We start from the raw sequence: 24542 nt of genomic DNA on the forward strand, positions 1-24542 counted from the left end.
CCTGAGCCAAGGCAAGAGCTTTGGGTCACTTGAAATCCCGCGTCTTGACCTTGATGTTGTCGATGTGAAGGTCGGGAATATAGATGTCGCGGCTGCGCAGTCCCTTGGGCGGCAGCTCGCGCGGATCGGGTCCCGAACCGCCATTGCGCACCTGGTCGCCGCGAGCGTGCGGCACGGGAAAGCTCCCTTCGCGTTCGCCGACGCTGGCGAGCTCGGCGGATAGATCGCTGATCTTCCGAGCCACGAGGTGGACCACCGCGCCCTCACGCTGGATGCGGCCCCTTACCGCGACCATGCCCGCCGAAAGAACCGCGCGCCGATGCTGCTCGAACACTTTCGCCCAGACAACGAGGTTGGCGATGCCGGTCTCGTCCTCAATGGTGATGAACATGACGCCCTTGGCCGAGCCCGGGCGCTGCCGGACGAGCACTAGCCCGGCCGCTTCCAGCCATCGGCCGTCGCGCGCCTCCATCGCCTCGGCGCAAGAGATGATGCGGCGACGGCGAAGGTCGTCGCGCAGGAAAGAGATCGGATGGCTGCGCAGCGTCAGGCCGATATGGCGGTAGTCCTCCACGACCTCGCCGCCGGCGGTCATCGGCCGGAGCGCCACCGCCGGTTCGTTGATCTCGGGCACCCTCTCCGCCTCACGAGCCGATGCGGCCGCGAACAGAGGGAGCGGCTCGTCGCGCAACGCCTTGATCGCCCAGAGCGCCTCGCGCCGCGCGAGACCAAGTTCTGGCCGGAAGGCGTCGGCCTCGGCGAGCTGGATGAGTGCTGACTGCGGCACGCCGGCGCGCCGCCAGAGATCGTCGACGCAGGCGAAAGGCTGGTCGGCGCGCGTGGCGACGATCTTGCTTGCATAGGCGTTGGCCAGACCACGCACCATGCGCAATCCGAGCCGGACGGCGAAGCGGCCATCCTCTGCCACAGGCTCGAGCGTGCAGTCCCAACGCGAGGCGTTGACGCAGGCCGGCCGGATCTCGATCCCGTGCGCGGCCGCGTCGCGTACGATCTGCGCCGGTGCGTAGAAACCCATCGGCTGGCTGTTTAGGAGCGCAACGCAGAACACATCGGGGTGCCAGCATTTAAGCCAGGCGGAGGCATAGGCGATCAGCGCGAAGGACGCGGCGTGGCTTTCCGGAAAGCCATAGGAGCCGAAGCCTTCGAGCTGCTTGAAGGTCTGCTCGGCGAAGGCGCGCTCGTATCCATTGTCCACCATGCCGTCGATCAGCTTCGTCTTGAATGACGAGACGCCGCCGGTGAACTTGAAGGTGGCCATCGACTTGCGAAGCATGTCCGCTTCGCCCGGCGTGAAGCCGGCGCACTCGATGGCAACCCGCATCGCCTGTTCCTGGAACAGCGGCACGCCGAGCGTCTTGCCAAGCACCTTTTCGAGCTCCGGCTTCGGGTAGTACACCGGCTCCAGCCCTTCGCGGCGGCGCAGATAGGGATGGACCATGTCGCCCTGGATCGGACCGGGGCGCACGATCGCGACCTGCACCACCAGATCGTAGAAGGTCCTCGGCTTCAGCCGCGGCAACATCGACATCTGCGCCCGGCTCTCGATCTGGAAGGTGCCGAGCGTATCGGCCTTTCGGATCATGGCGTAGGTGCGCGGATCCTCGGCCGGGATGGTGGCAAGGTCGAGCCGGATGTCCTTGCAGTCGGCGAGAAGATCGAGGCCTTTCTTCATGCAGGTCAGCATGCCGAGCGCCAGCACGTCGACCTTCATGAATTTGAGCGCGTCGATATCATCCTTGTCCCATTCGATCACCTGACGATCCTTCATGCTGGCCGGTTCGATCGGCACCAGGTCGTCGAGACGGTCATGAGTGAGCACAAACCCGCCCGGGTGCTGGCTGAGATGGCGAGGCGCGCCCATCAACTGACGCGCCAGATCGAGCGTCAGCCGCAGACGGCGATCGGCGAGGTTGAGGTTCAGCTCCTCGACATGCCGCTCCTCGACGCCTTCCTCGGACCAGCCCCAGACCTGGCCGGACAGAGTGCGGATGAGATCTTCCGGCAGGCCAAGCACCTTGCCGACATCGCGCAGCGCCCCCTTGGTGCGGTAGCGGACGACCGTCGAGCACAAGGCCGCGTGGTCGCGCCCATAGGTGTCGAACACCCACTGCATGACGATCTCGCGCCGTTCATGTTCGAAATCGACGTCGATGTCGGGAGGCTCCCGGCGTTCCTCGGAGACGAAACGCTCGAACAAAAGGTCGTTGCGGCCAGGATCGATCGAGGTGATGCCGAGCACATAGCAGACCGCCGAATTGGCGGCCGAGCCGCGACCTTGGCACAGGATGTCCTTCGATCGCGCGAAGCGCACGATCGCGTTCACGGTCAGGAAGTAGGGCGCATAGTCGAGTTTTTCGATCAGCCGCAGTTCGTGGCGCAGCGACGCGACGACGCTGTCCGGCAGGCCCTCGGGGTAGTGCGCGTCGGCGCCCTGCCAGGTCAGCTTTTCGAGCGCCTGCTGCGGTGTCAGCGAAGGGTCGTCGCGCTCCTCCGGATATTGGTACGCAAGCTCGTCGAGAGAGAACCGGCAGCGGTCGGCGATCTCGATCGTGCGCGCCAGCGCCTCCGGATAGCGCGCGAAAAGCCGGTGCATTTCCTGCGGCGGCTTGAGAAAGCGGTCGGCATGCCGCTCGCGGCGCTCGCCGAGCGCGTCGATGGTGACGTTGTGCCGGATTGCGGTGACGACGTCCTGGAGGATGCGACGTCCTGGCTCGTGGAAGAGCACGTCGTTGGTGACGACGCACGGCACCCCCATCTTGAGGGCAAGCGCTGCCAGGTCGTGAATGCGAAGCTGGTCGTTGGGCCGGCGCCTGAGTGTCAGCGCGAGATAGGCCCGATCACCGAAAGTCTCGCGCAGATGCCGCAGGCGCAGCGCCAGGGTTTCATCGGCCAGATCGGGCAGGAGCACGGCGATGAGGCCGGCGCCATAGGCGACGACATCGCTCCACGCCAGATGGCATTTCGCCTTTCCCGCGCGGCCCTTGCCAAGCGAGAGCAGCCGGCACAGCCGGGAATAAGCGTCGCGGTCCGTCGGGTAGACCAGCAGCGATATACCGTCCGTCAGGTCGAGCCAGCAGCCGACGATGAGGCGCACGCTGGTCGTCCTGGCGGCCTCGTGGGCGCGAACGATGCCGGCGAGGCTGTTGCGATCGGTGACGGCCAGTGCCTCGATGCCTTGGAGAGCGGCCTGCGAAAACAGCTCTTCGGCAGAGGACGCCCCGCGCAGGAAGCTGAAATGCGAGGTGACCTGCAGCTCGGCATAACGGACGTCGCTCATCCGAACACTCCATGCAGGAACCAGCGCTGCGAGCCCGTCGCCGCATCCTCGCCGTCGCCCGCGCGGTAGAGCCAGTAGCGCTCGCCGGCTTCGTCCTCGACCCTGAAATAATCGCGCACCGCCACCAGCTCGGCGTCGCGCTTCCACCATTCGCCGAAGACCCGCTCCGGACCGTCCGCGCGCTTCACGCGCCGGCGGATGCCGCGCCAGGTGAAGGACACCGGCGGATGGTCGGGCAACAGCGCCACCGTCTCGACCGGATCGGGTTGCGCCAGCAGGCGCGATGGCCGCGGCCAATGGCCGGGCCAGCTCGCGCCCGTGTCGGCGGCCATGGCCGCGATCTTGCCGACCGAGCGCTCCGGCACGTCGCTGGCGACGGGTGCAAGCCGGTAGACAGCGCGCTCGCCGACGCGGTTCATCAGCGTATCGATGAGGTCGGACACGTCGGGGACGGTCTCCTCGACGAGGGAGCTCACGACCTGACTGCGGTCCAGGGGTTCGGCCGAAGTCGCCGCCAAAGTCATCATCTCGATGCCGAAGCCCGGCGCGATGGTTTCGACCTTGTCGCAAAGCAGCCGCGTCATCCGCTTGGCGTCGCGGACGGGCTTTGCCATGCCGACGCGGATTGCCTGGGCCTGGCTGTCGACGCGCTGGCAGATGAGATCGAGACGGCGCGCGCCGAGGCCGCGCCGTTCCATCAGTTCGCAGAGCTGGACCACGAGCTTGCCGATGTAGCGCGCAATTGTCTCGGCCGCGCCGATCGGTTCGGCGAAGGCACGGCGGACTTCGACGATGTCCGGCGCGCGCACTCGGTTTATCGTTTCTGCGACGTTGCCTAGCGCTTGATCGATCCGGCGGCCGATCTCCGGGCCGAAGCGCAGGGCAAGCGGGGCGCGGGGCTGTCTCAGGAGATCGCCGACCCTCTGGAAGCCAAGCCTGCGCAGTTCCGCCGCCGTCGCATGCGCGAGCCGCAGCGCGTCGAGTGCAAGGGGTTCGAGAAAGGATTGGCCATGGCCGGCCGGTGCGATGCGGATCGGCGGGCCGCTATACCGGGCCAGCGCATGCGCCGCGCCCCAGCTGTCCGCGATCGCCGCGCGTGCGACGATGCCCGACATCGCCAGGCGCCCGACCATGCCCTCGAGCATGGCGGCCTCGCCGCCATGAAGGTGCTCCGCGCCTGTCGTGTCGATGACGATGCCGTCAGGCGGATCGGGCGCAACGATCGGTGCAAAACGAAGCATCCAGACGGCGAGCCGCTCCAGGCCTTCAGCATCCGCTTGCGGATCGGCGTCCTGGATCGCTAGGCCCGGCACCAGCACCTGCGCCTTCGTCACGGGCATGCCGGGGCGCAGGCCGGCGGCAAGTGCCGCGGCGTCGGCCGCGAGCACCACGCGCCTGTTTTTATCGCGGCCGATCAGAACGAGCGGGGCCTCAGCCGGCGGCGTGGCGTCGCCGGCCTTGCGCCGCACCCGATCGGTGGGCCAGGTCGGCAGGAACAGCGAGACGACCCGTGCCATCGCACGCCTCCAATTCGAAATCGGCACTTTCACCCGCGCGGGCGCGGATCAATTCAACGAGCCATCGGTGCCGGCCGACGCCCGGCACGGGCAGCGGCGCCGAGGGCAGGACCGAGATGCGCCACCGCGTCATTGCGGCCGTCGGCTGCCCGAAATCGGCCGCCTCCGTCTGCCGCCGCCATCGTCGCAGCGCGATGCCGATGGTGTGGGCTTCTTCGGCGGCAAGCTGCAGTCGCCGCGAGGCGGTCATGGTCAGGCGCGCGACCTCACCGACGACCGCGCCCAGTCCGCCATGCCGGATGCCTTCTTCCATGCAGGCGAGGATTGTCTTGTCGTCGCCGGCCTCGACATAGATGACGCGGTCCGGTTTGAGCCCCGCCTGGGCCAGGGCCGGGGCAAACAGGTCTGGGCGGGTGATGCACCATAAGACCTTGCCTCTTGTGCGCGCCGCGACGCCGCCTGCGAATAGCGCGGCGGCCGCGCCATCGATGGCGCCGTTTCCGCCGCCCGCGATTTCATGCAGGGCACCGAGCGCCAGTCCGCCGCCCGGAAGTCGTGCATCCATCTCAGCGATCCCGAAAGGAAGCACCAATCTCGCGCGCCGGCTCCGGCCCTCGATCTTTTCGATCCGCGCGCGCAAGGCGTCGATGGCGGGCTCCGGCCGCAAGAGGGTCCTTGACCTCCATGAAAGCGTATATGAACATGTTCTCTATTTGTTCTACTAGTTGAGGTAGGAGTCAAGTGGACATCGCCGCCGCAACGCTGGTGGCCTTCTGCTGAGTGCCGATGCCAATGAGGCAAATGTGGCGGTGCGCGAGGACCGTTCCTGTCGCAAGCGTTCCCCGGTGTCGCTGGGGGTAACCTTGGCTTCTCCGGCGAGACGGTCTATTTGGTGTCCACACGCAGCACTCGGGCTAGAGCGGTAGTGTCAACGCAGGTGCGTATGACCGACCTCGTTCGCCATCAAAATCGAACTCGTAGATTCGGGCCTTCCCGATGGCAATCCGACGTTGACCCAGGAAGAATGTGAAAGCGTTGGGCCCTGCGACGAACAAATGGACAAGCCCTCCGCCTGATGAACGAGCGAGCCGAATTGCACCGGCTGCGGCGTCGGCGAGTTCGAAAGCATGCCGTCCAGATGCCACGGACTTTGCTCCACAACCATTGCTTGGCGTTAGGCCCAGAATTCGGCCGACGGTCGGAAGGGTTGCCTGGCAATATCTGTGGACCTCTTTGGATACATCATGTGTCAGGCCGAGCGCGACGGCGATGTCAGGCTGACCAGAGTGAAGCTCGGTGACCGTCGAGACCAGTTTCGGCCAATTGGCATCGCTAGCTGTATCGTCCGGTGACCAGATACGGCGCTCGGTGCTACGCTGCTCCAGTTCTATATGGCGACCGGATTTGATGTCGAGGATGGAACCGGCCGCGAACGCCAGGGTGGTGTGGGCATCAAGGGCAAGCCGCAATCGCGGCTGCTCCCGAGCGGCTGACGTCAAAAACAATCGCAATGCTGGATAGAGTGAGGTTTCCCAGTCGCCATCGCTTCGGATGTAACGTTCGTCGAAAGCAGGAACGAGATCCAGAACCTCGTGGCAACGATCCTCCAGTCGATCGAAGGCATGCTCGAAAGATTTCACGCCATAGACCCTTGGACTGCCCTGGGAGGGGCCCAGAACGCCTTCGCCAGCGCAGATCGCTCGAAAGCTTGCCCGATCGAACTCCAGCCGGCCTTGCGCCATCCACTGGAAGACGAGATCGTCATAGATGAACGCGCTCTGGTTCAGCGGTATGCGGCGCAGGCCCACATAACCAAACAGCAGGTCAAGGTTTTCACGCAGGGCATCGAGAGTGTCCGTCGCCTCTCCGAAGGCCAGAGTGCGAGCAAGTGCGCGCAGCTCGTCCTCGTCGAGTTGGAGGTGCTCGCGCCAAGCCTTTCGGACCGCACCGGCCCTGCTGTTATCGGTCGATGAACCATAGAGCCTTTCAAGCCGCAAGGTCCCCGATCGGTTGCCCACCATCTCGCGAAGCGGATCACTGCGATTGAGGCGCCAGTTAGTCACCAGCTTGAAACGCACGCCAACACCGCTCGGGGCATAGGCAAGCTGCGCTTGGCGCGCGCGCTGGAGAAGCGAGCGAGCGTTGGCGTTGATGAACTCGGGATCAATCAGCTGCGAATAGCCGTAGCTGTCTGGTGTCACGTGCCACTTGCATTGCATGTGTTCACGCTTCAGGGCATCCCCGTACTGGTCACGGCTGCTGCGAGCCGGGTCGTACTCGACCCAGATGTCGTCGAAGCTTTTAGGCCCGGTCTCAAAAGCCACTTTGGTGATTGGACTTTCAGGATCAAGCAGGCGCGCTGCATGCCACCAGAAAATTCGTGCCTGAAACGTGTCGCCGTCACGTCGCACAGAGACTGCTTGCGTCATGATCTTGCTTTCAGCTTTGCGCCACACCGTCACGAAACTGCGGGGTCGCAGCCATGGCCTTCGCGATCTCGATTGCGCGTGCCGCCTCCACCGGTCGCGACGGATAGGCATCGAGCACGATCGTCGGCAGCAGCCGTTGGGTCAGGTCGGAGAACGTAAAGCCCAGTTCCTCCTTACCGCGACGCGGCCCGGTCGCCGCCACCAACGCATCAATATCCTGGCGACGTAGTCCAAAAGGCTCAAGGCGGCTCGCAAGGACAAAACGCCGCTGCTCCTCGTTGGGACGCGCAAAGATCAATATGTCGGCCGCACGTCGGCGCACCGCTGGATCGAGTGCGCTGAGGCGGTTGGTGCACATGATGACTGCTGCCGGCAATTTACCGTTCGCAAGGCGATCGATGCCGCGGATAAAAGCGTTGACACCTGCTCTGTCTTCATGGTGCATCTGAGCCGTCTCGCGCGATTGGGCGAGCGCGTCGGCTTCATCGACCAGAAGGATGACTGCGCCACGCGCCTTGCCGGAAGCGGACTTCAGACGACTGGCCTCGGCGACGGCATAGTCGAATGCGCTTGACAGAAGTTGCGTCATCTCGCCGACCCGTCCCTGACCGCGGGTCGAGAGACTGAGAGGGAGAAGACTTATGTCTATCTTCTCCTGCCGTGCGACCGCGTCGCCGATCGTTTCGGCGAGCTCGGTCTTGCCGGAACCGACATCGCCAGCCAGGACAACCAGCGGCGGACGGCTCAGGACGGCACTGAGAATGGCTTCTGCTCCTGGATAGTGTTGACCTAGCCAACCGGCCAAGCTCGCCGGGTTGACCAAAAGCCCCAGGATTTTAGCCAGCCGACTTTTTTGCTCGTCGAGGCCGACAAGCCGCGCGAGCCGGGCTTGCGGCTCGATGTCGGGGTAGCTGATGCGACGCTCGAATAGTTCATCGAGAGTTGGTTTTACGTTCATCAGAAACTCCTGACGCAGGCGCGGTCGAGGGCCTTGCCGCCGGATGAATAGGTTTGGTCGCTGAGCAGGAACCCGGAAATGCCCGGCTCGTCTGCACCGTTGCGGATGAAAGGCAGCGTTTTCTTGAACGCATCCCGCTCAGCCTGACTCAGCTCATCCCAAGCCGCGCTATAGGTCATGTAGCTGTAGAACGAGGCATTGACGATATTGGCGCCTGGCCTGATGCGGCCTGGATCCTCATCAGCCGCCGACGCACCGGCAAGTTCACGTGAGGTGTAGCGCAGCGTCGGTTCGATCCACTTGCCGTCCCTTTTATAGCCGTATGTTACGGTCCCGAGATACCCGGCTTTCAACATGGCGGTCACCTCCGCCTCATAGTCCGCGATGCTGGCATCGGAAGGCTTTCCATACAAGCGCTGCATACGCTTCAGGTCGGTCGCCACCTTGGCGGCCATGTGGCGCGCATGAACCAGGGTAAAGGTTGTGCTCTCGCTGTAGCTTAGACTGTAGGACATCTTGACCTCACACCTGGAAAGAGGAACCGAAGACCTTTTGCCAGTAGGCAACGGTCAATTGCTTGGAGGGAGCGGCCAAGGCCGCGTCGATGGCGTCACCGGCGTCGAGCGCCGCTTCAACAATCGCGTCGGCGTTCGCCGCGGTGTAGAGCCGAGCTACGTTGTTGTCGGCATTCACCGGGTCGATGATCTGGACCGTGTCGGTGGAGGGCCCCACGGACGAAGCGGGATAGTAATCGCTGAACACGATCCGTTGCCGGAAATTGGTTCGCGCAATGAAGGTGAAAAAGTGCTGCAACGCCTCCGGATAGTCCGAAAAATCCAGGCCGTCGTCACAAAGCTTGGCCATGATCACTTCGATCATGAAGGACTTGAAGCGAAAGCCTTCGCGCTCTTGCTTGACGCGACGTGCCCAGAATTTTGCGAGGCGAACAACCTGCGCGAAATGCTTCTCCTGTGAACGCTTCCTCTTCGAGGCGAAGTCGAGATGCAGGGGAATGCTCGTCTTCAAGAAGGAGCCGTCGTCCTGGCTGACCAGATTGCCATACCATTGAAGGTCGCCATCGTATAGGATTGGGACCACGTCGACATCGAGCCCGCTTCCTCGAAAGGAAACCGTCACCGAATATGTCTGGGGTTGCACCTGGTCCGGGCTGAAATTCGGAAAGGCCTTTCGGAGCCGCTCAGCAAGGTAGTCGAGCAACGATTTGACATCCTGGGGAGCGTCAGCCCCGCTGATATAGCAAGCAACGTCGATATCGTTGAGCGAGCGCAAGGCGGTACCTTTCGCAAGGCTTCCAGACAGCAACATCTTCCTCAATGTGAAGTCCGGATGTTCAGCGAGATAGCCTTCGAGCTTCTCGCGAAGACGCCTTACCTGAGCTCGGTACTCATCGGCCTGCTCTTTGGGCAGGTTCACTCGCTCCTGCGCGAAAGTGGCGATATCGCCATGTCCAACATGCATTCGTGTCATGCTCGCGCCCTCCCTGAAATCTGGAGTGCGTGAGCTTCTCTGTGCCGGGGTTTGTTTTGTGACATGGTTTACCTCACCCGCCGGCGAGACTGAGCTGCCGGGGATTTGCAATTGCTGGGGATGTGCGTTTGGAGATGAGCGTCCGGGCTGTACCCGAGACACTTACATCGAGTTCAATTTTTTATGATTGCTGTCGCCGCGTCGCCTTCTTCAGGCAGGGCTATTGACATCCAGAATCGCTGAGGGTTTTCTCTCAGGTGTTGTGATCCGGTTGTGTCACCGCTCTGCGCTGATCCAATCGATTTCATTCGGGCCGCCGGAGTTTGCCGCTCCGGCGGCTTTTTCGTGGACTGGTACTAAGGCTGTCATCCTCCCTTGATACAATTTGATGCTGCTAGGGGCCTCGTTTGCCGGCGGGAGCCAAGCACTTTACCTCTCTGAAACCATATATGGCACATTTGGACAGAATGTCAATCATTGATCAATGATGCTAGTTGATAATTTCCTGCGATGCTCTATGTTTCGCCGCAGGACAGACAGGATGATGAGATACCCAATGAGCGATTGGACCTTAATGAAGCAGCTTCCCAAGGCGTTTGAAGCGGCGTCACAGCTTCCGCCCGGGGTGTTTTCTGCAATTGCCACCCGCATCGAGGACGCTATCGCGGATGGTTCGCGCGAGCATTTGATCGAGATGCAGGACCAGCTCTCAGGTCTATTGAAGCTTTATGCGAGCAGATCAGGCGATGAGGTGATTGGTGCATTGCAAGGCTCGGCGAGCCCGGACTCCGCAGCTGCGACCGCCTATGCCCTCGGCCAAATAAATTTCGCGCAGCTTCTAACGGCGCAGGCTGGGACCCGTCGCGTGGAAGCGGCATTTGCGATGCTTGTCGAGGATCACGGCGATATCGTTCGCATGCTTTTGTCACGCAACATGACAGGATTGGAACTGGCCGAGGCGACCGGCTTTCGACCTGAAACAGTCAGTCGAAAGCTTAAGGTCATGAGAGAGGCTGGCATTTCGGATTATTACCGCGAGGGCACTAGTCTCTACAATTTCCTGACACCTGCGGCAAAGGCGCTCGCGCCGGACCTCCAAAGCGCGGATGAACCGCGCCACGGCGGGGTGGCGGTTCGGCGAGCCATTGTTTCCCGGCAAAGCTCGCTGCAGCTTCACATGCGCCACGCGCTCACATTCGCACCAAATCCTCCCTCCGAAACCGCATCCGCAAGAGTTGGATTATGACCGGCAGGATTGTGACCTTCTACTCCTTCAAAGGGGGGGTGGGACGCACAATGGCCTTGGCCAACATCGCCTTCCTGGCTGCCCTGAACAAATTTCGGGTTCTCGTCATGGACTGGGACTTGGAGGCTCCGGGTCTGCCGTATTACTTCCGGGGGCTGATGGAGGGGGCCGACCTGAAGGACCTGAAGGAGGCGCCTGGTCTGCTTGACCTTGTCTGGAATTGGCGCAACGGTCTTGTGGACGCTAGGTCGGCGAACCAGGTGGATCGTGTGCTGGAGGATCACCGGGACGGCGGCGCATTTTCTCCATTCGTCCGCCGAATATTCACTAACCGGGACGGGGAGGGCGGATCCCTTGATTATCTGGGCGCAGGCAGTCCTCAGATCGATGCACCTGAGCGGTTACCTTATGAGGAAGCTCTCGCTCGCTTTTCATGGCCGGATTTTTTCGACCATCATGCTGGTGGCGTGTTTCTGCAATCGATGCGTGACTGGGCCAAGAACAGCTACGACTATGTATTCATCGATAGCCGTACGGGCATGGCCGATGTCGCCGGCATCTGCACAATGCAAATGCCGGATGTTGTGACGCTGTGTTTTGTCTTGAACCGGCAAAATATCGATGGCGTGTCGAAGGTCGCCGCTGCTATCCGCGCTCGTCGGGAGGATCGCATCGAGCTGCGTGCAATGCCGATGCGTGCCGCCGGTGTTGGTGCATCTCTCGAAACGGATGCAACAGCGAGAGCGCAGCAACAGCTGATCAAGATTGGTGGCTTCTCGGCGGATGCTCTCCAGGACGATTTTCGCGCACTCTCTGTAAATGCAGTACAGGATCTGCCCTACTACGAGACGCTGGCGCCTTTCGTCGCGCAGGATCCGAATTTGGACTATCTGACACTGAATTATATCAGGGCGGCAAACCACTTGTTGGAAGCCAATTTTGAGATTCCAGAGTTCGACCCGGACTGGATTTCCGTCATTCAGCGTCGCCTGCGTCCAACGCACGCCACCGTCGAATACGTTCTGAAACTACGAGGCGCTGAACCAAGCAGGGCTCTCGATGAGCTTGCTCGACTGATCGAAAACGCCGTCGAAGACGAAATTGACGGCGCCGAGCTCGACGATGACTACGTCTCGGCTCTGGTGGAGGCCGCGTTAGGACTTACCGACTATTCGGATGATCCGTACGAAGCGGTCGAAATGCTGAATCGCGCGATAGATTTGCTTAGAGACCTAGAGAGCCGGCATCCGGAGAAATGGAAGGCATTGCTGGTTTCCGCGCTCGAGCGATGCCTGTCGGATCTAAATGCGTATCTTGAACCCAGCGAAGAGCTTGCCCTTCTGGAAGAATTGGACGGTCTGCTGGCGACAGACACTACATTGGCGGGACGTCTGCGCAGAATCTATAACCGCAGACGCACCGCGCGTATCTACATAAGCGAATTCGAGCCGGATCCGGCCAGCCAGACGGTAGGCGAGCTTACCAAGCTTTTGAAGGACATCAGGGAGATTGGTGCTGATGTTAAGCTGTCGAGCGACCAGATAGACGACATAACGGCTGGGGATGTCGACGTTTCGATACTGCGTGGCGATATATCCCAGATTCACAAGAACTATCGAAAGATGGTTGATGAATATAGAACTGGCCTGCGCAAGTTGGCGGCGGCTATGACAGGTTTTCGCCCGGAATTCTTGAAGCTCCAATATGATCTGAACAGCCGTCTCGCTCGCTCGCCCGTGGAATTTGTCGGCAGCGAGGAAGCGGCTGGATACGCTCTCCAAGCCGCAAGAGGGGTAAGCTGGAGCGCAAGTGTCAATGCTATGGTAGGCCAATTCGAGGATTTGGCGCGGGCGGTGATGCGTTCGGAAAATGACGAGAATGTATTCCAATTTCTTGACGCTGCCTTTGCGGACGAACGGCGTGGAAATATTCAGTATGCCAATTACTACGGCAGACATCCGCGTTTCGCTGTGAGTTTTCTTTCTGTTCTTGAAGATTTGGGAAAGCGCCTCGTCAAAGGTAGCTATCCAAGAAAGGAAGTGATCAAGCGGCAGATTGCCGCAATCGCCACAGTTATTTATTCAATCCTTGAGCGAAGACGACACACCATAAACGATAAAACCCGCTCGGATGTCCGAGAGCGCGTGGAGCGGGTCATGAATATGGTTGCGCCTGACGATCAAAGCTGGAGATCGGCGCATGTACCGCTACCCCGACCGAAGAGATCAGAATGAATGATCTCGCCGTGCTCCTCGCCGGCGGTGTCAAATGCCCGTCGGCTCTTTTCGTTGCATTGTGGAGGGCGGCCGAGGTCTGGACGCCTAGCGAAAGGGCAACAGCGGATCCGCCAGCGCACACTTTCACGACGCGGCTCGATCAGGCTCTTGATTTGGACGATGCCGAAGACGCTTACGACGCTATCATAGATGTCTTCGCAGCGCCGGCTCGTTCAGAGGCTGCCTATCGTGGTCAGGTGCTAAGGCTGATGCGGGGGATCGACCAACATTTTCTAAGCATTCATCCTCGCAGCGTGAGTGTCATACCGACGTCGGGGCGGCGCCCTTCACTGCCTCGCTGGCTGGGGGAGGCGAGAGAAACTAGGGAGGTTACAGGGACTTACTGGCTTGACGGGAGCGCCATGCTGATTCCGCGCGGCCCTCTTTGCCGCCAGTCTCGTCATCCAGTCGCAGCCAATGCCGATACATTGGCCGACAGATTTGCCGCATTGAGCGTTGTGGCATCCTTGGTTGAGCACGATGGCCGGCCAGTTCAAATACAGCATCAATTCGTTACCGCAGACGCTGCGCGCGGGATTGTGCCTTCGGCGCGCGTTGGCACCGAGAAAGTGGCCTTCCTGCCTGTGGCCGAGGGTGACACAGACATTACCAAGTCCGAGATTCAGCGTGGTGAGAATTCGTTTGTTGATTTCCGTATCGCCGGGCATCTCGATGCAGCGAAAGCTGTCATCGAGGCGCTCTCCGCTGCGGGCTTTGTCGACATTGCGATCGCTGCCGAGTTCGTCATGAGTGAGGACGATGCTGATCGCCTGGCGCAAGGTTTGCTTAAGGCATCGGACAGCCCCCGCGCTGTCATCTCTGGCTCGGGGCCTACACGGACGTTGAAGGAAGGGCAATCCTTCAACGAGGCCAGAATTCTGAACGGCTTTGGAACAGAGATCTGGAGGCAGAAAAAGCTTTGGCCTGCTGGTATCACGCGTAGTCTGGCCACTGCCTATGGGCTGTCTGACCCTGGCATTGGAATGCTGATTGAGGATAGTGCCAGTGGCGATCAAGTTTTCGTAGCCGACGCAGATGCACTCGGACGTTGTGTCGTGTTCATCTGCCAAGATCTTCAGGCGCGCCCGTTGACCGAAGACATTTTGCGAATGTATCAGCCCGATTGGGTTTTCATACCTGTTATGGACTACGGAGTAGAGTCCAGCAGATGGACGCATCGCAGATCAGCGGAACTCAGTTCGGTTTCGCAAGCCAGATTCCTTGTCAGCAGCAGCCTTACACTTGCCCGATGGCTGAAGATGGATCCTCTTCCCCCCTGTGGAATGGCTATGGGTCCGGCGGCTCCCGCGTATGGTGATGGCGGTCGAGTGGAAGATGACGAGCGAGCTGTCGCGTTTGCCTCTGTTGACCCTGCGTCAACACCCGGTTTTTCGGTGGTAGTGTGGAGGTCCGGTACTTGGGAAAGGACTAATGTATCAACGAGTGCGCCCGCCTTATCGGCCTAGTATTGAACGTCTAGGACAAAGGGTCTTAGCTTGGCGCTGAGGCGGCGGGTGCGCTTCGCGCCGGCATGCCTGTCAGTTTGGCGCGTACCGCCTCTAAAACAATTACCAAGGTCTCATCGGTAGCTGAACCAGCCGGGCGACGGCTTTGTTGTACCCATTCTGAGCTATGATCGGGCATCCCGGCAAATCGACCGATTGATCTCCTAGTCATTGGTGCCGCTATCGCCTCCGTCGCTGCTTTCGGCAAGCGTCCCGACGACCTCTCGAACGGGCTGATCTGGCCGAAGGACGGCGGAAATCGACCGCCTATGCCGCAATGGCGCGTCACGCGTTTCTTCCCCTGGGCAAAGCCCATTCCTCGCGGAACCAAGAAACGCGCGCCTGCGCCATCCTCCGCTTTGCTGCGGTCGCAAGCGATGCGGCGGCGGTCGCCTCCGGCCCCACGATCGCCATCGAGGTCGCATGGTGCGGGCTCGGAAACGAGAAAACGGAGAATGAAAATGGCTACCATCGGCACTTTCAAGAAGACCAATGCGAACGAGTTCACCGGCGAGATCGTGACCCTCAGCGTCCATGCCAAGGGCGTACGCATCGTCCCCGACACAAGGGCCAGCGGCGAGAACGCTCCAAGCCACCGCGTGGTGGTCGGCAAGGCCGAAATCGGCGCCGCCTGGTCCAAGCGCTCCAATGAGGGCCGCGACTATCTCGGGCTTAAGCTGGACGATCCGAGCTTCACCGCTCCAATCTACGCCAACCTCTTCGCGGACGAGGAAGGCGAGGGTCACAGCCTCATCTGGTCCCGCCCCAACCGCCGCAACGGCGAGTGAATCAATACAGTCTCGCCTAGCGACCGCGCCAGGCGAGACTTTCCCTAGTTTTGATCAGACCTTCGCGCAAATCGGAGGCCGGCACCGCCGCCGTTCTCTGCAAGGAATTCTATCCCCGCTGCCTCAAACGCGCGTCGGATCGCAGCAAGGTTATTTCGATGAGGAATACGAATACTCCTCTCGAAGTCTACTATTGTAGTCCTCGAAACAGCAGCTGCCTCGGCTAGGTCGCCCTGACTCCATCCGAGCATAGCTCTTGCAGCACGACACTGCTGAACAGAAATCGCCTCGTTCTCAAAATCGTTCTTTTTGGTTGACATAGGTCAAAAAAGCCGCTTTTAGTAGGCAACCCTACGGAAGTCATTGATGAGGTCCGGCGAAAAAGCCTCGCTCGGCCCCACTAGACGACGTCGTTGATAGCTCAGAATCTTCGTTGATTCTGACGATAGCTACCAATTGTCCTTTCGTCACGGGTTAGAGCGGGAGGAGGTGTCGGTGAGTGGAGATATGCCAGCTTCAAAATCTTCATCAATCTCCCACAACGAGCCATCAGCCGATCCGGCACTTGTCTTGTCCGTTGCATGGATCGACGCTCATGTCGGGATGCAGGCCTCCTGTATCCGGCAGCAGCAGGCGGAGGAACGGTTCTTGGAGCGCGGCGTCAGGTGCGGGGAGGGGGCTGAGACCTACCGCGACTATCTCGATGCCCGGACCGTGGAGCAGGATGACGCGAAAAGGGCCGATGCCTTGTTGGCAGAGCTTGCGGCGACGCCCGCTCAATCCTTGGCGGGCGTGGTTGCCAAGCTCGCGGTCATCCTCCGGGAAGCGAGTGACAACACAGACCTTTTTGAATTTCCGGTGCCGCACATCCGCTCGGCCTTGGAGGATCTGCGGCGTCTCGGGCATGAAGCGATAAGCGACCAGCGTGCCGGCTGGCCCGACGGCGACCAGTCTATCGCCTCGCTGTTCGAGCAGCCCGCATCCTCTTTCGCGGCCTGGCGCGCTTTTAGTGCCTGGAGCCATGGTGATGATGACGCCTATCGCGCCTGGTCAGACACGTTCAAGACGCTACAAGGGGCGAGCCAGTAGGCATCACAAAAGTCTCGACTTGATCGCTCAGCGGCGAGATCTCTTCTCGTCCATTCGTCAATGACGGAATCCAAGGATTTCGCCCAACACCGCATCCCCCTATCAAATTCTTGAAAAGGGAAGGATGCGGATGAAGCCGGATACATCGCAGTGGCGTGACCCACAGGCATATGCGTTCGTCAAAGGGGCCGCTGCCGATGCGATTGCCTGGGAGTTCCTGAGACGCAATCCGCAGTATCAGCAGGACTTCGCGGCGGTCCGCTCGGCCAAGGCAATGCGCGCATTGCGCAAGCGCTGGGGGTTGCAGTTTCGCCGCCAGGCCTGACCAATCCGCAGTCGAGCAGCCAGTCTATTGGGCGCCTCAGATAGACCCTGGGGTTGTGAACCTAACCGAAGTTCCGCCGGATCTGCGAGCGCGGGAGGTCAGCACCCTCGACGTTCCGCTGGCGGCAGGCCAGCGTGATGAAGTCGGTCGTCACCTCCGCTCTTCGCCGGGCGGAACGCAACTGACGCTTCTCGGCGATGCGCAGCCCGGCGAACCGTTGGCCGCCATAATTCCACTCGATGACTTGGCACACGACCGGCTCCAGGCGATCGAGCGGTTCATCCGCTCGATCCACAGGCAGCACCTTCCCGACGCTCGCTTGACTGGGGCACAGCGCCGGCGCCTCGGCCTTATGCTGCAATGCCTCGACGGCCGTGAGGAACAAGCATCTCATTTCGACGTCGCAACCGCCTTGTTCGGCCGGCGGCTGGTCAGGGCTGCCGACTGGCACGACTCGGCTTTTCGGTACCAGACGCAACGCCTCGTGCGCGACGGCCTGAAGATGGTCGAGCGCGGCTATCGCCAATTGCTTCGCGCGCGACGGCGCTCTTCTTAAGGTGTTGGCTGCCTGATCGACCTTTTATCAGTGCCTGCGACCCAAGGGCCCACTACTTGCATCTTCTTCCTCAGGCGCTAGATCCGGGCCACCTCAGACTGGCGTTACACATAGAACTTGAACGGCTGGCGTTCCTGACCTTTGGCCGATCCCATTGTCAGGACATCGCCGACCATGCGCGCAAAACGAACCGTGACAGGCAGCCCATCGTTGAAGTTGCATGAATTGTAGTTGATCTTGGTCAGACCCATGATGTCTTCGAGGACGGTGCTGATTTTCGGTTTGGGGTTTTTAGATCGCATCACCGTGATGTGCAGCGGATTCGGCGTTTCGGGCCCAATGTAAGTGTCGAGCTGCGGTACGTAGCCTGTTGTCCACAGGTAGGCCGTCTGATCGTCGAGCACGAGCGCTGTGCCACGGAGCACCGGGTAGTCGCCATCGCGAAAGAGTTTGGTCTCGCCACCCGTGGGTCGGATCCTCACGCCGACGACATTTGTCTCCTTCGGCGCGGCCGCGACGAAGGCATCCCACTCTTCATCGTTGAAATAGGTTTGACCATGAATGAACAGCTCCTTCGGCGGGCCGCCATGCTCTTCGCTGTAGGTTTTTAGCACGAGTGCAAGCAAGTCCTTCGCTGCTGGCGCCTTGAGATGATACTCGTAGTCTCCAGTCTTCCACGGCCCATTGGCGCCGCGGAAAACGACGCCGTCGCCCTCATTGAGGAACATCTGCGCCGCGCAGCACGCGTGCCCGTCAGGATCGTTTGGCAGGCTCTTGTAGACCATGCCGATGTAGCAAACACCAGGCCGCACATCGGCCAGGCGCCATGGCGGTTTCGGCTGCGTTTTATAGTAGAGCCCCGTTGCGAGATTCCATGCGACCGTCGCCGCGTCTTGAGTTTTGCGAACGGGATAGTTGGCCTTGTTAAGGAAGGCACCAGGCGCGAGCGTCGTCTCACGAACCAACTGAGTAGGCGCGATCCTGAGGAACTCGGCCTTGATCCTGCGATGAAAGTCCGGGACGTCCTCAAAGATCGCTTCATCGGACTGATCGATCGCACCCATGGCAGACAACAGCGGCAGGTTTTCTTTTGCCTTCTGCCGCTTCTTGAAATCACCCAGTTCCATCGCAAGGCCCGCCCGCTTAGATTGGGGCCGGCAGCGCTCATAGACGATATCCGGCAGGACAAGGACCCAGACATCGACCGATCGCTCGTCGTTGCGGCGATGCTGCTCGACCCGATCGATGTAGAGACGTGCGACCTTGTCGACGGCTTCGTTCAGATTGAACATGCGCGTGGCGCGATCGATATCCTTCAGCTGGATGGATAGCGCACTACATTCATCCGGATCGAAAGATATCCCGAAGGCCTCCTCGAGACCGGGGAAGTTCGCCAGGTGCAGGCGATCGGCCTTCTCACCCTTTCCGGCCGGCGGAACCAGAACAACGGACTTTAGCTTGCGCGCCCAGGTGCGAAAATGCGCAATGCCGTCGCTTGTGCCGACCACACCGACACGGATTTCACGGGTCTTCTTCGCCTTGGCATGTGGTCCGTAGAGAAACAGGCCGTCTTTTGGATGAGGACTGCGCTGCGCGTAGGCGAACTCCAGCAACGGCTCATTGAAGTGTTCGACTTGGAGCGATTTCTCGGGAAACTTCATGCGTCGGCCTCGTCATCATTTTCCGGACGACCCAAGGTGCTGATGTCGGCCTCCTCTTCCTCGGCATCGAGAACATCGGGAAGTGCTGTACTCACCGGGGACGTGAACAGCATCGGCGCTGCATCGATCACGAGCTCGGCATCCCTCGCGAGCGTCAGGCGAATATTCGGACTTTCGCCGGACAGGAGCTCGAGAAACGCAAGCATGCGGCCGTGCCATTGCTTGTTACGCCATCCTTTGCAGACGCTACGGCGCAATCGATGCAGTTTCTTGGCATCTTCAATATCGAGCCCGGCCGGCGTGTTGTTGTCTACGGAGAACAACACCCGCGCCTTCAGCTTCAGATGCCAGAACGGCCAGAAATAGGGCATCGCGGTGACGCCAAACTGCCAGATATGTCCCTTCGCCACATTGCGCAGCATCGAGGATCGTTGATCCCCTTGCCTGCCCCAGGGGATGCGTTGACCGGTCCGCACCTGCGCGGCCGACGCGTGGAAACCAATCGCGTTGGAATAGTGATACTCGACGAAGCCCTTCTCCCTGCAGAACGCGAACCAAGCCTTCTTGATCATCGCAATGACGAGGTTGGATGCCACCTGACGCTCGATACCAAGCTTCGGGAAACCCTTGTTGACGAAATCCAGCAACGGGACTTCGTGCTTCATCCGAAAACGGCCAGCGGATGCGAACGCCATGTCGACTTCGGTCTGGTCCGCGAAGGTGATAAAGCCGGCGCTCTGCAGGGTGCATGGATACTTGAACTGCTCGACCGCTCGATCGAGCAATCGGCTGTCGATCGCTCCAATGCTCTCGTAGTAGCGGATGACGTCGGGCGCCTCCGCGGCGCGAAGCCAGTTCGATGTCAGGCGCTCGGCTTGGTTGATGAGCGGGACCGCGCCGCGCCGACGAAAGATTTCCCAGTTCGGATCGATCACGGCTGGACTACCGGATCGCGGAATCTTCTGTCTTTGAAGGGCATCCAGAAGACCGTCGACGCCTTCTCCCCACCCACGGACGAAATCGACGGGCATCGCGTCGCCGAGACCTTTTACCTTTTTCCCCTGTTCGAGACGCAACGGGATGATGAAGCGTGGATCGTCGATTTCCTTCGCCACTTCCAGCGCGATGTCGAGATCGTCCTGCAAGTGCTGATCGGCGAGCGTCGCGTCACGCCACACGAGGAGGACTTTCACCGCTCGATACTGCAGTGCCTGATTCACCTGCCGCCGCCATTTGTCGCCCGGCTGCAGCGTCAGGATGTCGGCGAAAACCCGATAGCCTTCTGCTTCAAGCTTTGGAGCCAGCCACAGCGCAAATTCGTCGTCGATCGGCGAGGCCTTGAGCAGAAATATCGTGTCGCGCTTCGCTGGCTCGACAGCCGCGCCGGGTGCGGGCCCTTGCGCTGTCGGCAGCAGATTAGCGAGGACGGGAGGGACAGGCCCCGGCTTTGCTAGCGCTTCTTCGAACGCTTCCTTGATCACCGATTTCAGGACAGGGGTGCTTTGCGCCCAAAGCTTCTGATGAGCTTTCTCGACCTCGGGATATTTGCGCAGCAGCGCATTGAGGTCGCCAGGCCCGAATATGTCGCCAGGGGTTTGCAGCGCAGGCCCGACGATCTCAGCCAAGACCGTCTTGTTGTTCGGCGTGAGCGAGGCGGACGTGACGAGGATGTAACGCGTGGGTGCCAGTCCGTCGATGGCCGCGCGCTCGTTCTTCATCTTCGATTTCAGCGCCGAGAAGCCCGATCGGTAATAATGCTTCGCCTGCAGCACAATATCGCCGTCGGCGAGGGCGTGGCGTCCGTCCATCGCGTCGTCCGGTCCCTCCGCAAAGGCCTCGAAACGCTTGTCGATCTCGCGACCTATAAGATCGCGGGCCAGATCCTCAAACTCGTTGTGGGACAAACTCGAGAAGTCGTAAGCCATGCGTCCAAATGAGTGCCCATTTCATGGGCAGTCAAGCAATCGCAAGCACAATTGAGTAGCGTATAAGCCTTACCAACAGATAACGTGCCTGCCGGTCCGAATGCCAGACTTACTTCGGCAATCCACCCAGCCTGAAAAACGGCTGGCTACAGCGCCCCACCCGATACAGTTGGACGACCGACAATGCTGCAATCTCCCGAGCCGCGTGGTTGTTAAGCGTTGAGGGAGAGCCGCCAGAAAGACTGCATGATCTGAATGCTGGCCTTTTCGGCGCAGAGCCGCCGGTCCGCTCACGGCCTAGATAAGACACACGTGGTGTGTGTCGTCGTATGCGCTTGGCACCGGATGGGCAGCTGAAATCACCGGCGGTTCATCGACCATGGGAACCATCGCCGCGATGTCAGCCGCGGCTCCTCCGCCGGGCGCGGGCAAGCCATCCGGGACTCAAGCACAGCCCGAGTGGGCCAGACGCCTGCACCGCTCCCAGCGCCTCTCTCATGGGGCCCAGACCGCCGCTCACGCGGTGCGCGCCGGCGACAGCCATGGCGGCGGAGCCTCGATTTCTCTTTCTGAAGGCGAACGACCATGAACATCTTTAGGCGCCCCGCCGTCCACTACGGCAAGACCCCTCGACCCGAAACGCCCTATCAAAAGGCGGAGCAGATCTGGGATGAACGCATCGGCTCTGCTCGCGTGCAGGCACGCAACTGGCGCGCCATGGCGTTCGGGTCGCTCATCTTGTCGGCAGGCCTTTCCACGTCATTGGTCTGGCAATTGGGCCGCGGCACCGTCGTGCCCTGGGTCGTGCAGGTCGATACGATGGGCCATGTTCAAGCGACCGCGCCCGCGATCGCGGATTATAAGCCGACCGATCCTCAGATAGCGTGGCATCTCGCCCGCTTTGTCGAACAGGTGCGCTCCATCCCCGCCGATCCGATCATCCTGCGCCAGGACTGGCTGCGCGCCTATGATTGGACCACCGACCAGGGCGCCGCAGCGCTCAACGACTATGCGCGCGCTGCGGATCCTTTCTCCAAGGTCGGCAAGCAGCAGGTCGCCGTGGACGTTTCTTCGGTCATCAGAGCCTCGCCGGGCTCCTTTCGTGTCGCCTGGATCGAGCACCACTACGAAAACGGTCAGCTTTCAGGCACCGAGCGCTGGACCGCGATCCTGACGATCGTGACGCAGATGCCAAGCGACGCCGAACGGCTTCGCGCCAATCCGCTCGGCATTTACGTCAACGCCATCAACTGGTCGCGGGAGATGAGCCAATGAGCCCGACATCGCGTCTTGTTGCCTGCACGACTTTCCCAAGATACCTGCTATCCGCCATATTGGTCTCGGGGACGACGCTGCTTGCGGGTTGCGCCACGCCGGCGACGAAGCCGCCGAACATCAGCTACGATACCTATGTTCCGCCCTTACCGCCGGCTCCGGCCGCCGCGACCGACCAACTGCCGAAACCCCTTCGCGTCCCACCAGGCTGGGCGCCCGCGCGGGGCGGCGCCACCGGAGAAACGCCGGCCGCCCGCGTCGAGAACGCAAATGCCGCGGCGCGCGTGCAACCGCGCCGTGAGGGCTACTACAACGCGATTCAGATCTACCCATGGAGCGAAGGTGCGCTCTACCAGGTCTACGCCTCACCTGGCCAGATAACGGACATCGCGCTTGAGCCGGGCGAGAGCTTGACCGGAGACGGTCCGATCGCGGCTGGTGATACCGCGCGCTGGATCATCGGCGACACCGAAAGCGGCTCCGGCATTGCCCGACGCGTCCACGTCCTGGTGAAACCCTCGCGGGCGGACATCACAACGAACCTTATCATCGCCACGGACAGGCGCAGCTATATGCTTGAGCTACGCTCAGGCGCGAAGTCCTACATGCCCGCCGTTGCGTGGTCCTATCCGACTCTGAAAGCGGGCCTCCTGCAGACGATCGCCACAACCCCGGTCATACCGGATGTCACGGTGCGCAACTATCGCTACGGCCTCACCGGCGACAGCCCGCCCTGGAAGCCGGTGAGCGCCTATGACGATGGCCGCAGGGTCTATGTCCAGTTTCCCCGCGGCATCGTGCAAGGCGAGATGCCGCCGATTTTCGTCATCGGTCCGGACGGCGAGGCTGAAATCACCAACAGCCGCGTCTATCAAAACATCCTCATCATCGACCGCCTTTTTGGTGCCGCCGAACTGCGTCTTGGCGCAGGCAAGCGGCAGCAGACGGTAAGGATCGTCCGCATCGATGGAGCAAGAACCGATGGGTTGTGGCGGAGGCCAAGCGACAGCGCCGCTTCAAAGGTGCCGAACGCAACGCACAGGGGAGCGCTTTCGCCATGAACGAGGACGATATGGCCGTCGAACCGATGCGACTTCGCGCCGACCCGCCGCGCGTGACGCGCCTGTCGCGCAAGATGCTGGCAGGCATCGGCTTCGTCGCCTCGCTCGGTCTCGGCGGTGCGCTGATTTACGCTCTGCAGGACGCTAACACATCCAAGCAGGGGGAAGAGCTCTATCCAACCTCCAATCGGCCGCCTGCCGACGGACTGGCGCGCCTGCCACGCGACTATGCCGGCCCGATCCTTGGGCCGCCGCTGCCTGGCGATCTCGGCAGGCCAATCCTCGATGCTCAGAACAAGGGGCAGACCGTCGCGCCCCCGTCGACCCCACCCCCCGCGATTGACGAAGCCGAGCAACGCCGGCGGGCTGACGAGGAAGCGGCCAGAACCTCGCGCGTCTTTTTCCAGACAGCGCGGGGAAATGCCAGATCGGCGGAAGCATCCTTACCGCTCGCTATCCCCAACGTTAACGACCTTGCCAGTCAGAACGGTCAAGCGAATGCCCAGGATCGCCAGCTTGGCTTTCTGACCGCCGCCGCCGACCGGCGTACGGTGGCCCCGGATCACATCACGCCGCCGGCGTCACCTTATGTGCTTCAAGCCGGCGCCGTGATCCCGGCCGCGCTCATTACCGGTATCCAGTCGGACCTGCCCGGCCAGATCAGCGCTCAGGTAACTGAAAATGTCTATGACAGTCCCACCGGCCGCTCGCTGCTCATCCCGCAAGGCACTCGCGTTATTGGGCAATATGATAACCGAATTGGTTCGGGGCAGCGTCGCGTGCTGCTCGTCTGGAACAGGCTGATCTTTCCCGACGGACACTCCATCGTTCTGGAACGGCAGCCTGGCGCGGACGCTCAGGGTTATGCTGGTCTCGAGGACGGGGTCGACTATCACTGGGGCGAGCTGTTCAAGGCCGCGGCGTTGTCCACCGTTCTGAGCGTTGGCGCTGAGGCCGGTTCGTCCGACCAGGACAGCAATATCGTGCGTGCTCTGCGCAGCGGCGCCTCCGATAGTGTGAGTCAGGTAGGCCAACAGGTCGTTCAGCGGCAACTCGCTGTAGCGCCGACGCTTACGATCCGACCCGGGTTTCCCGTTCGCGTCCTCGTCACCCGCGACCTTGTGCTTGAACCATACGGAGGTTGA

At 61.1% G+C, this 24542-nt stretch carries 20 protein-coding genes; 10 read left to right on the forward strand and 10 right to left on the reverse strand.

The features are described from left to right. Positions 1-25 precede the first annotated feature (25 nt). From LB569_RS03110 to LB569_RS03140, 7 genes are all read right to left on the reverse strand, one after another. Entirely contained in the window at positions 26-3298 is a 3273-nt protein-coding gene (locus LB569_RS03110) for an error-prone DNA polymerase (protein WP_224691010.1), read from the reverse strand. Continuing rightward, entirely contained in the window at positions 3295-4815 is a 1521-nt protein-coding gene (locus LB569_RS03115; RefSeq protein WP_224691011.1) for a DUF6504 family protein, read from the reverse strand. The genes LB569_RS03110 and LB569_RS03115 overlap by 4 nt, the downstream gene beginning before the upstream one ends. Further along, a complete protein-coding gene (locus tag LB569_RS03120; RefSeq protein WP_224691012.1) occupies positions 4730-5482 on the reverse strand; it encodes an ImuA family protein in 753 nt (250 codons plus the stop codon). Before LB569_RS03120 ends, LB569_RS03115 begins: the two co-directional genes overlap by 86 nt. 247 nt (positions 5483-5729) lie before the next feature. Beyond that, entirely contained in the window at positions 5730-7244 is a 1515-nt protein-coding gene (locus LB569_RS03125; protein ID WP_224691013.1) for an SAVED domain-containing protein, read from the reverse strand. 10 nt (positions 7245-7254) lie between these two features. Then, a complete protein-coding gene (locus LB569_RS03130) occupies positions 7255-8202 on the reverse strand; it encodes an AAA family ATPase (RefSeq protein WP_224691014.1) in 948 nt (315 codons plus the stop codon). Next, entirely contained in the window at positions 8202-8717 is a 516-nt protein-coding gene (locus LB569_RS03135; RefSeq protein WP_224691015.1) for a hypothetical protein, read from the reverse strand. The genes LB569_RS03130 and LB569_RS03135 overlap by 1 nt, the downstream gene beginning before the upstream one ends. Positions 8718-8724: 7 nt before the next feature. Then, positions 8725-9690 (reverse strand): CBASS oligonucleotide cyclase, encoded by a 966-nt coding sequence (locus tag LB569_RS03140; protein ID WP_224691016.1) that lies wholly within the window; start codon positions 9688-9690, stop codon positions 8725-8727. A gap of 556 nt (positions 9691-10246) precedes the next feature. Between LB569_RS03140 and LB569_RS03145 the strand changes: the two genes are divergently transcribed. From LB569_RS03145 to LB569_RS03160, 4 genes are all read left to right on the forward strand, one after another. Next, the gene (locus tag LB569_RS03145) at positions 10247-10936 is read left to right on the forward strand and encodes a helix-turn-helix domain-containing protein (RefSeq protein WP_224691017.1); all 690 of its coding nucleotides are present in this window, start codon (positions 10247-10249) and stop codon (positions 10934-10936) included. Further along, complete coding sequence (locus LB569_RS03150) at positions 10933-13170, forward strand: KGGVGR-motif variant AAA ATPase (protein ID WP_224691018.1); 2238 nt, start codon at positions 10933-10935, stop codon at positions 13168-13170. The genes LB569_RS03145 and LB569_RS03150 overlap by 4 nt, the downstream gene beginning before the upstream one ends. Before the next feature lie 404 nt (positions 13171-13574). Beyond that, entirely contained in the window at positions 13575-14678 is a 1104-nt protein-coding gene (locus LB569_RS03155; protein ID WP_224691019.1) for a hypothetical protein, read from the forward strand. A gap of 500 nt (positions 14679-15178) precedes the next feature. Continuing rightward, positions 15179-15505 carry a DUF736 domain-containing protein gene (locus LB569_RS03160; protein ID WP_027042653.1) on the forward strand — a complete coding sequence of 109 codons (327 nt, stop codon included), beginning with the start codon at positions 15179-15181 and terminating at the stop codon, positions 15503-15505. Positions 15506-15549: 44 nt separating this feature from the next. Here LB569_RS03160 and LB569_RS03165 read toward each other — a convergent pair whose 3' ends face one another. Then, entirely contained in the window at positions 15550-15825 is a 276-nt protein-coding gene (locus LB569_RS03165; protein ID WP_224691020.1) for a helix-turn-helix transcriptional regulator, read from the reverse strand. Positions 15826-16000: 175 nt separating this feature from the next. Here LB569_RS03165 and LB569_RS03170 point away from each other — a divergent pair, with 175 nt between their 5' ends. The 3 genes from LB569_RS03170 (at position 16001) to LB569_RS31905 (ending at position 17475) form a co-directional block, all read left to right on the forward strand. Beyond that, complete coding sequence (locus LB569_RS03170) at positions 16001-16594, forward strand: hypothetical protein (RefSeq protein ID WP_224691021.1); 594 nt, start codon at positions 16001-16003, stop codon at positions 16592-16594. A gap of 130 nt (positions 16595-16724) precedes the next feature. Then, entirely contained in the window at positions 16725-16919 is a 195-nt protein-coding gene (locus LB569_RS03175; protein ID WP_224691022.1) for a transcriptional regulator domain-containing protein, read from the forward strand. Positions 16920-16974: 55 nt separating this feature from the next. Then, positions 16975-17475, forward strand: a complete 501-nt coding sequence (locus LB569_RS31905) for a DUF2285 domain-containing protein (protein WP_224691023.1) — start codon at positions 16975-16977, stop codon at positions 17473-17475. Positions 17476-17579: 104 nt separating this feature from the next. On the opposite strand, the gene LB569_RS03185 is transcribed toward LB569_RS31905, so the two are convergent. Further along, complete coding sequence (locus tag LB569_RS03185; protein ID WP_224691024.1) at positions 17580-19136, reverse strand: argonaute/piwi family protein; 1557 nt, start codon at positions 19134-19136, stop codon at positions 17580-17582. Further along, complete coding sequence (locus LB569_RS03190) at positions 19133-21061, reverse strand: toll/interleukin-1 receptor domain-containing protein (RefSeq protein ID WP_224691025.1); 1929 nt, start codon at positions 21059-21061, stop codon at positions 19133-19135. Before LB569_RS03190 ends, LB569_RS03185 begins: the two co-directional genes overlap by 4 nt. A gap of 585 nt (positions 21062-21646) precedes the next feature. Here LB569_RS03190 and trbF point away from each other — a divergent pair. The 3 genes from trbF to LB569_RS03210 are packed head-to-tail and all read left to right on the forward strand — an operon-like array spanning position 21647 to position 24542. Then, positions 21647-22336 carry a conjugal transfer protein TrbF gene (gene trbF / locus LB569_RS03200; protein WP_224691026.1) on the forward strand — a complete coding sequence of 230 codons (690 nt, stop codon included), beginning with the start codon at positions 21647-21649 and terminating at the stop codon, positions 22334-22336. Further along, positions 22333-23397 (forward strand): P-type conjugative transfer protein TrbG, encoded by a 1065-nt coding sequence (gene trbG / locus LB569_RS03205; protein WP_224691027.1) that lies wholly within the window; start codon positions 22333-22335, stop codon positions 23395-23397. The genes trbF and trbG overlap by 4 nt, the downstream gene beginning before the upstream one ends. Next, positions 23394-24542 (forward strand): TrbI/VirB10 family protein, encoded by a 1149-nt coding sequence (locus LB569_RS03210; RefSeq protein ID WP_224691028.1) that lies wholly within the window; start codon positions 23394-23396, stop codon positions 24540-24542. Before trbG ends, LB569_RS03210 begins: the two co-directional genes overlap by 4 nt.

Source organism: Mesorhizobium sp. BH1-1-4, assembly GCF_020165665.1.
Classification (GTDB): domain Bacteria; phylum Pseudomonadota; class Alphaproteobacteria; order Rhizobiales; family Rhizobiaceae; genus Mesorhizobium.

Excerpts from the sequence above, each read along its gene's own strand:
- LB569_RS03110 (WP_224691010.1), bottom strand. The coding sequence starts at position 3,298 with ATGAGCGACGTCCGTTATGCCGAGCTGCAGGTCACCTCGCATTTCAGC.
- LB569_RS03115 (WP_224691011.1), bottom strand. The coding sequence starts at position 4,815 with ATGGCACGGGTCGTCTCGCTGTTCCTGCCGACCTGGCCCACCGATCGG.
- LB569_RS03125 (WP_224691013.1), bottom strand. The coding sequence starts at position 7,244 with ATGACGCAAGCAGTCTCTGTGCGACGTGACGGCGACACGTTTCAGGCA.
- LB569_RS03130 (WP_224691014.1), bottom strand. The coding sequence starts at position 8,202 with ATGAACGTAAAACCAACTCTCGATGAACTATTCGAGCGTCGCATCAGC.
- LB569_RS03135 (WP_224691015.1), bottom strand. The coding sequence starts at position 8,717 with ATGTCCTACAGTCTAAGCTACAGCGAGAGCACAACCTTTACCCTGGTT.
- LB569_RS03140 (WP_224691016.1), bottom strand. The coding sequence starts at position 9,690 with ATGACACGAATGCATGTTGGACATGGCGATATCGCCACTTTCGCGCAG.
- LB569_RS03145 (WP_224691017.1), top strand. The coding sequence starts at position 10,247 with ATGAGCGATTGGACCTTAATGAAGCAGCTTCCCAAGGCGTTTGAAGCG.
- LB569_RS03150 (WP_224691018.1), top strand. The coding sequence starts at position 10,933 with ATGACCGGCAGGATTGTGACCTTCTACTCCTTCAAAGGGGGGGTGGGA.
- LB569_RS03155 (WP_224691019.1), top strand. The coding sequence starts at position 13,575 with ATGCTGATTCCGCGCGGCCCTCTTTGCCGCCAGTCTCGTCATCCAGTC.
- LB569_RS03160 (WP_027042653.1), top strand. The coding sequence starts at position 15,179 with ATGGCTACCATCGGCACTTTCAAGAAGACCAATGCGAACGAGTTCACC.
- LB569_RS03165 (WP_224691020.1), bottom strand. The coding sequence starts at position 15,825 with ATGTCAACCAAAAAGAACGATTTTGAGAACGAGGCGATTTCTGTTCAG.
- LB569_RS03175 (WP_224691022.1), top strand. The coding sequence starts at position 16,725 with ATGAAGCCGGATACATCGCAGTGGCGTGACCCACAGGCATATGCGTTC.
- LB569_RS03185 (WP_224691024.1), bottom strand. The coding sequence starts at position 19,136 with ATGAAGTTTCCCGAGAAATCGCTCCAAGTCGAACACTTCAATGAGCCG.
- LB569_RS03190 (WP_224691025.1), bottom strand. The coding sequence starts at position 21,061 with ATGGCTTACGACTTCTCGAGTTTGTCCCACAACGAGTTTGAGGATCTG.
- trbF (WP_224691026.1), top strand. The coding sequence starts at position 21,647 with ATGAACATCTTTAGGCGCCCCGCCGTCCACTACGGCAAGACCCCTCGA.
- trbG (WP_224691027.1), top strand. The coding sequence starts at position 22,333 with ATGAGCCCGACATCGCGTCTTGTTGCCTGCACGACTTTCCCAAGATAC.
- LB569_RS03210 (WP_224691028.1), top strand. The coding sequence starts at position 23,394 with ATGAACGAGGACGATATGGCCGTCGAACCGATGCGACTTCGCGCCGAC.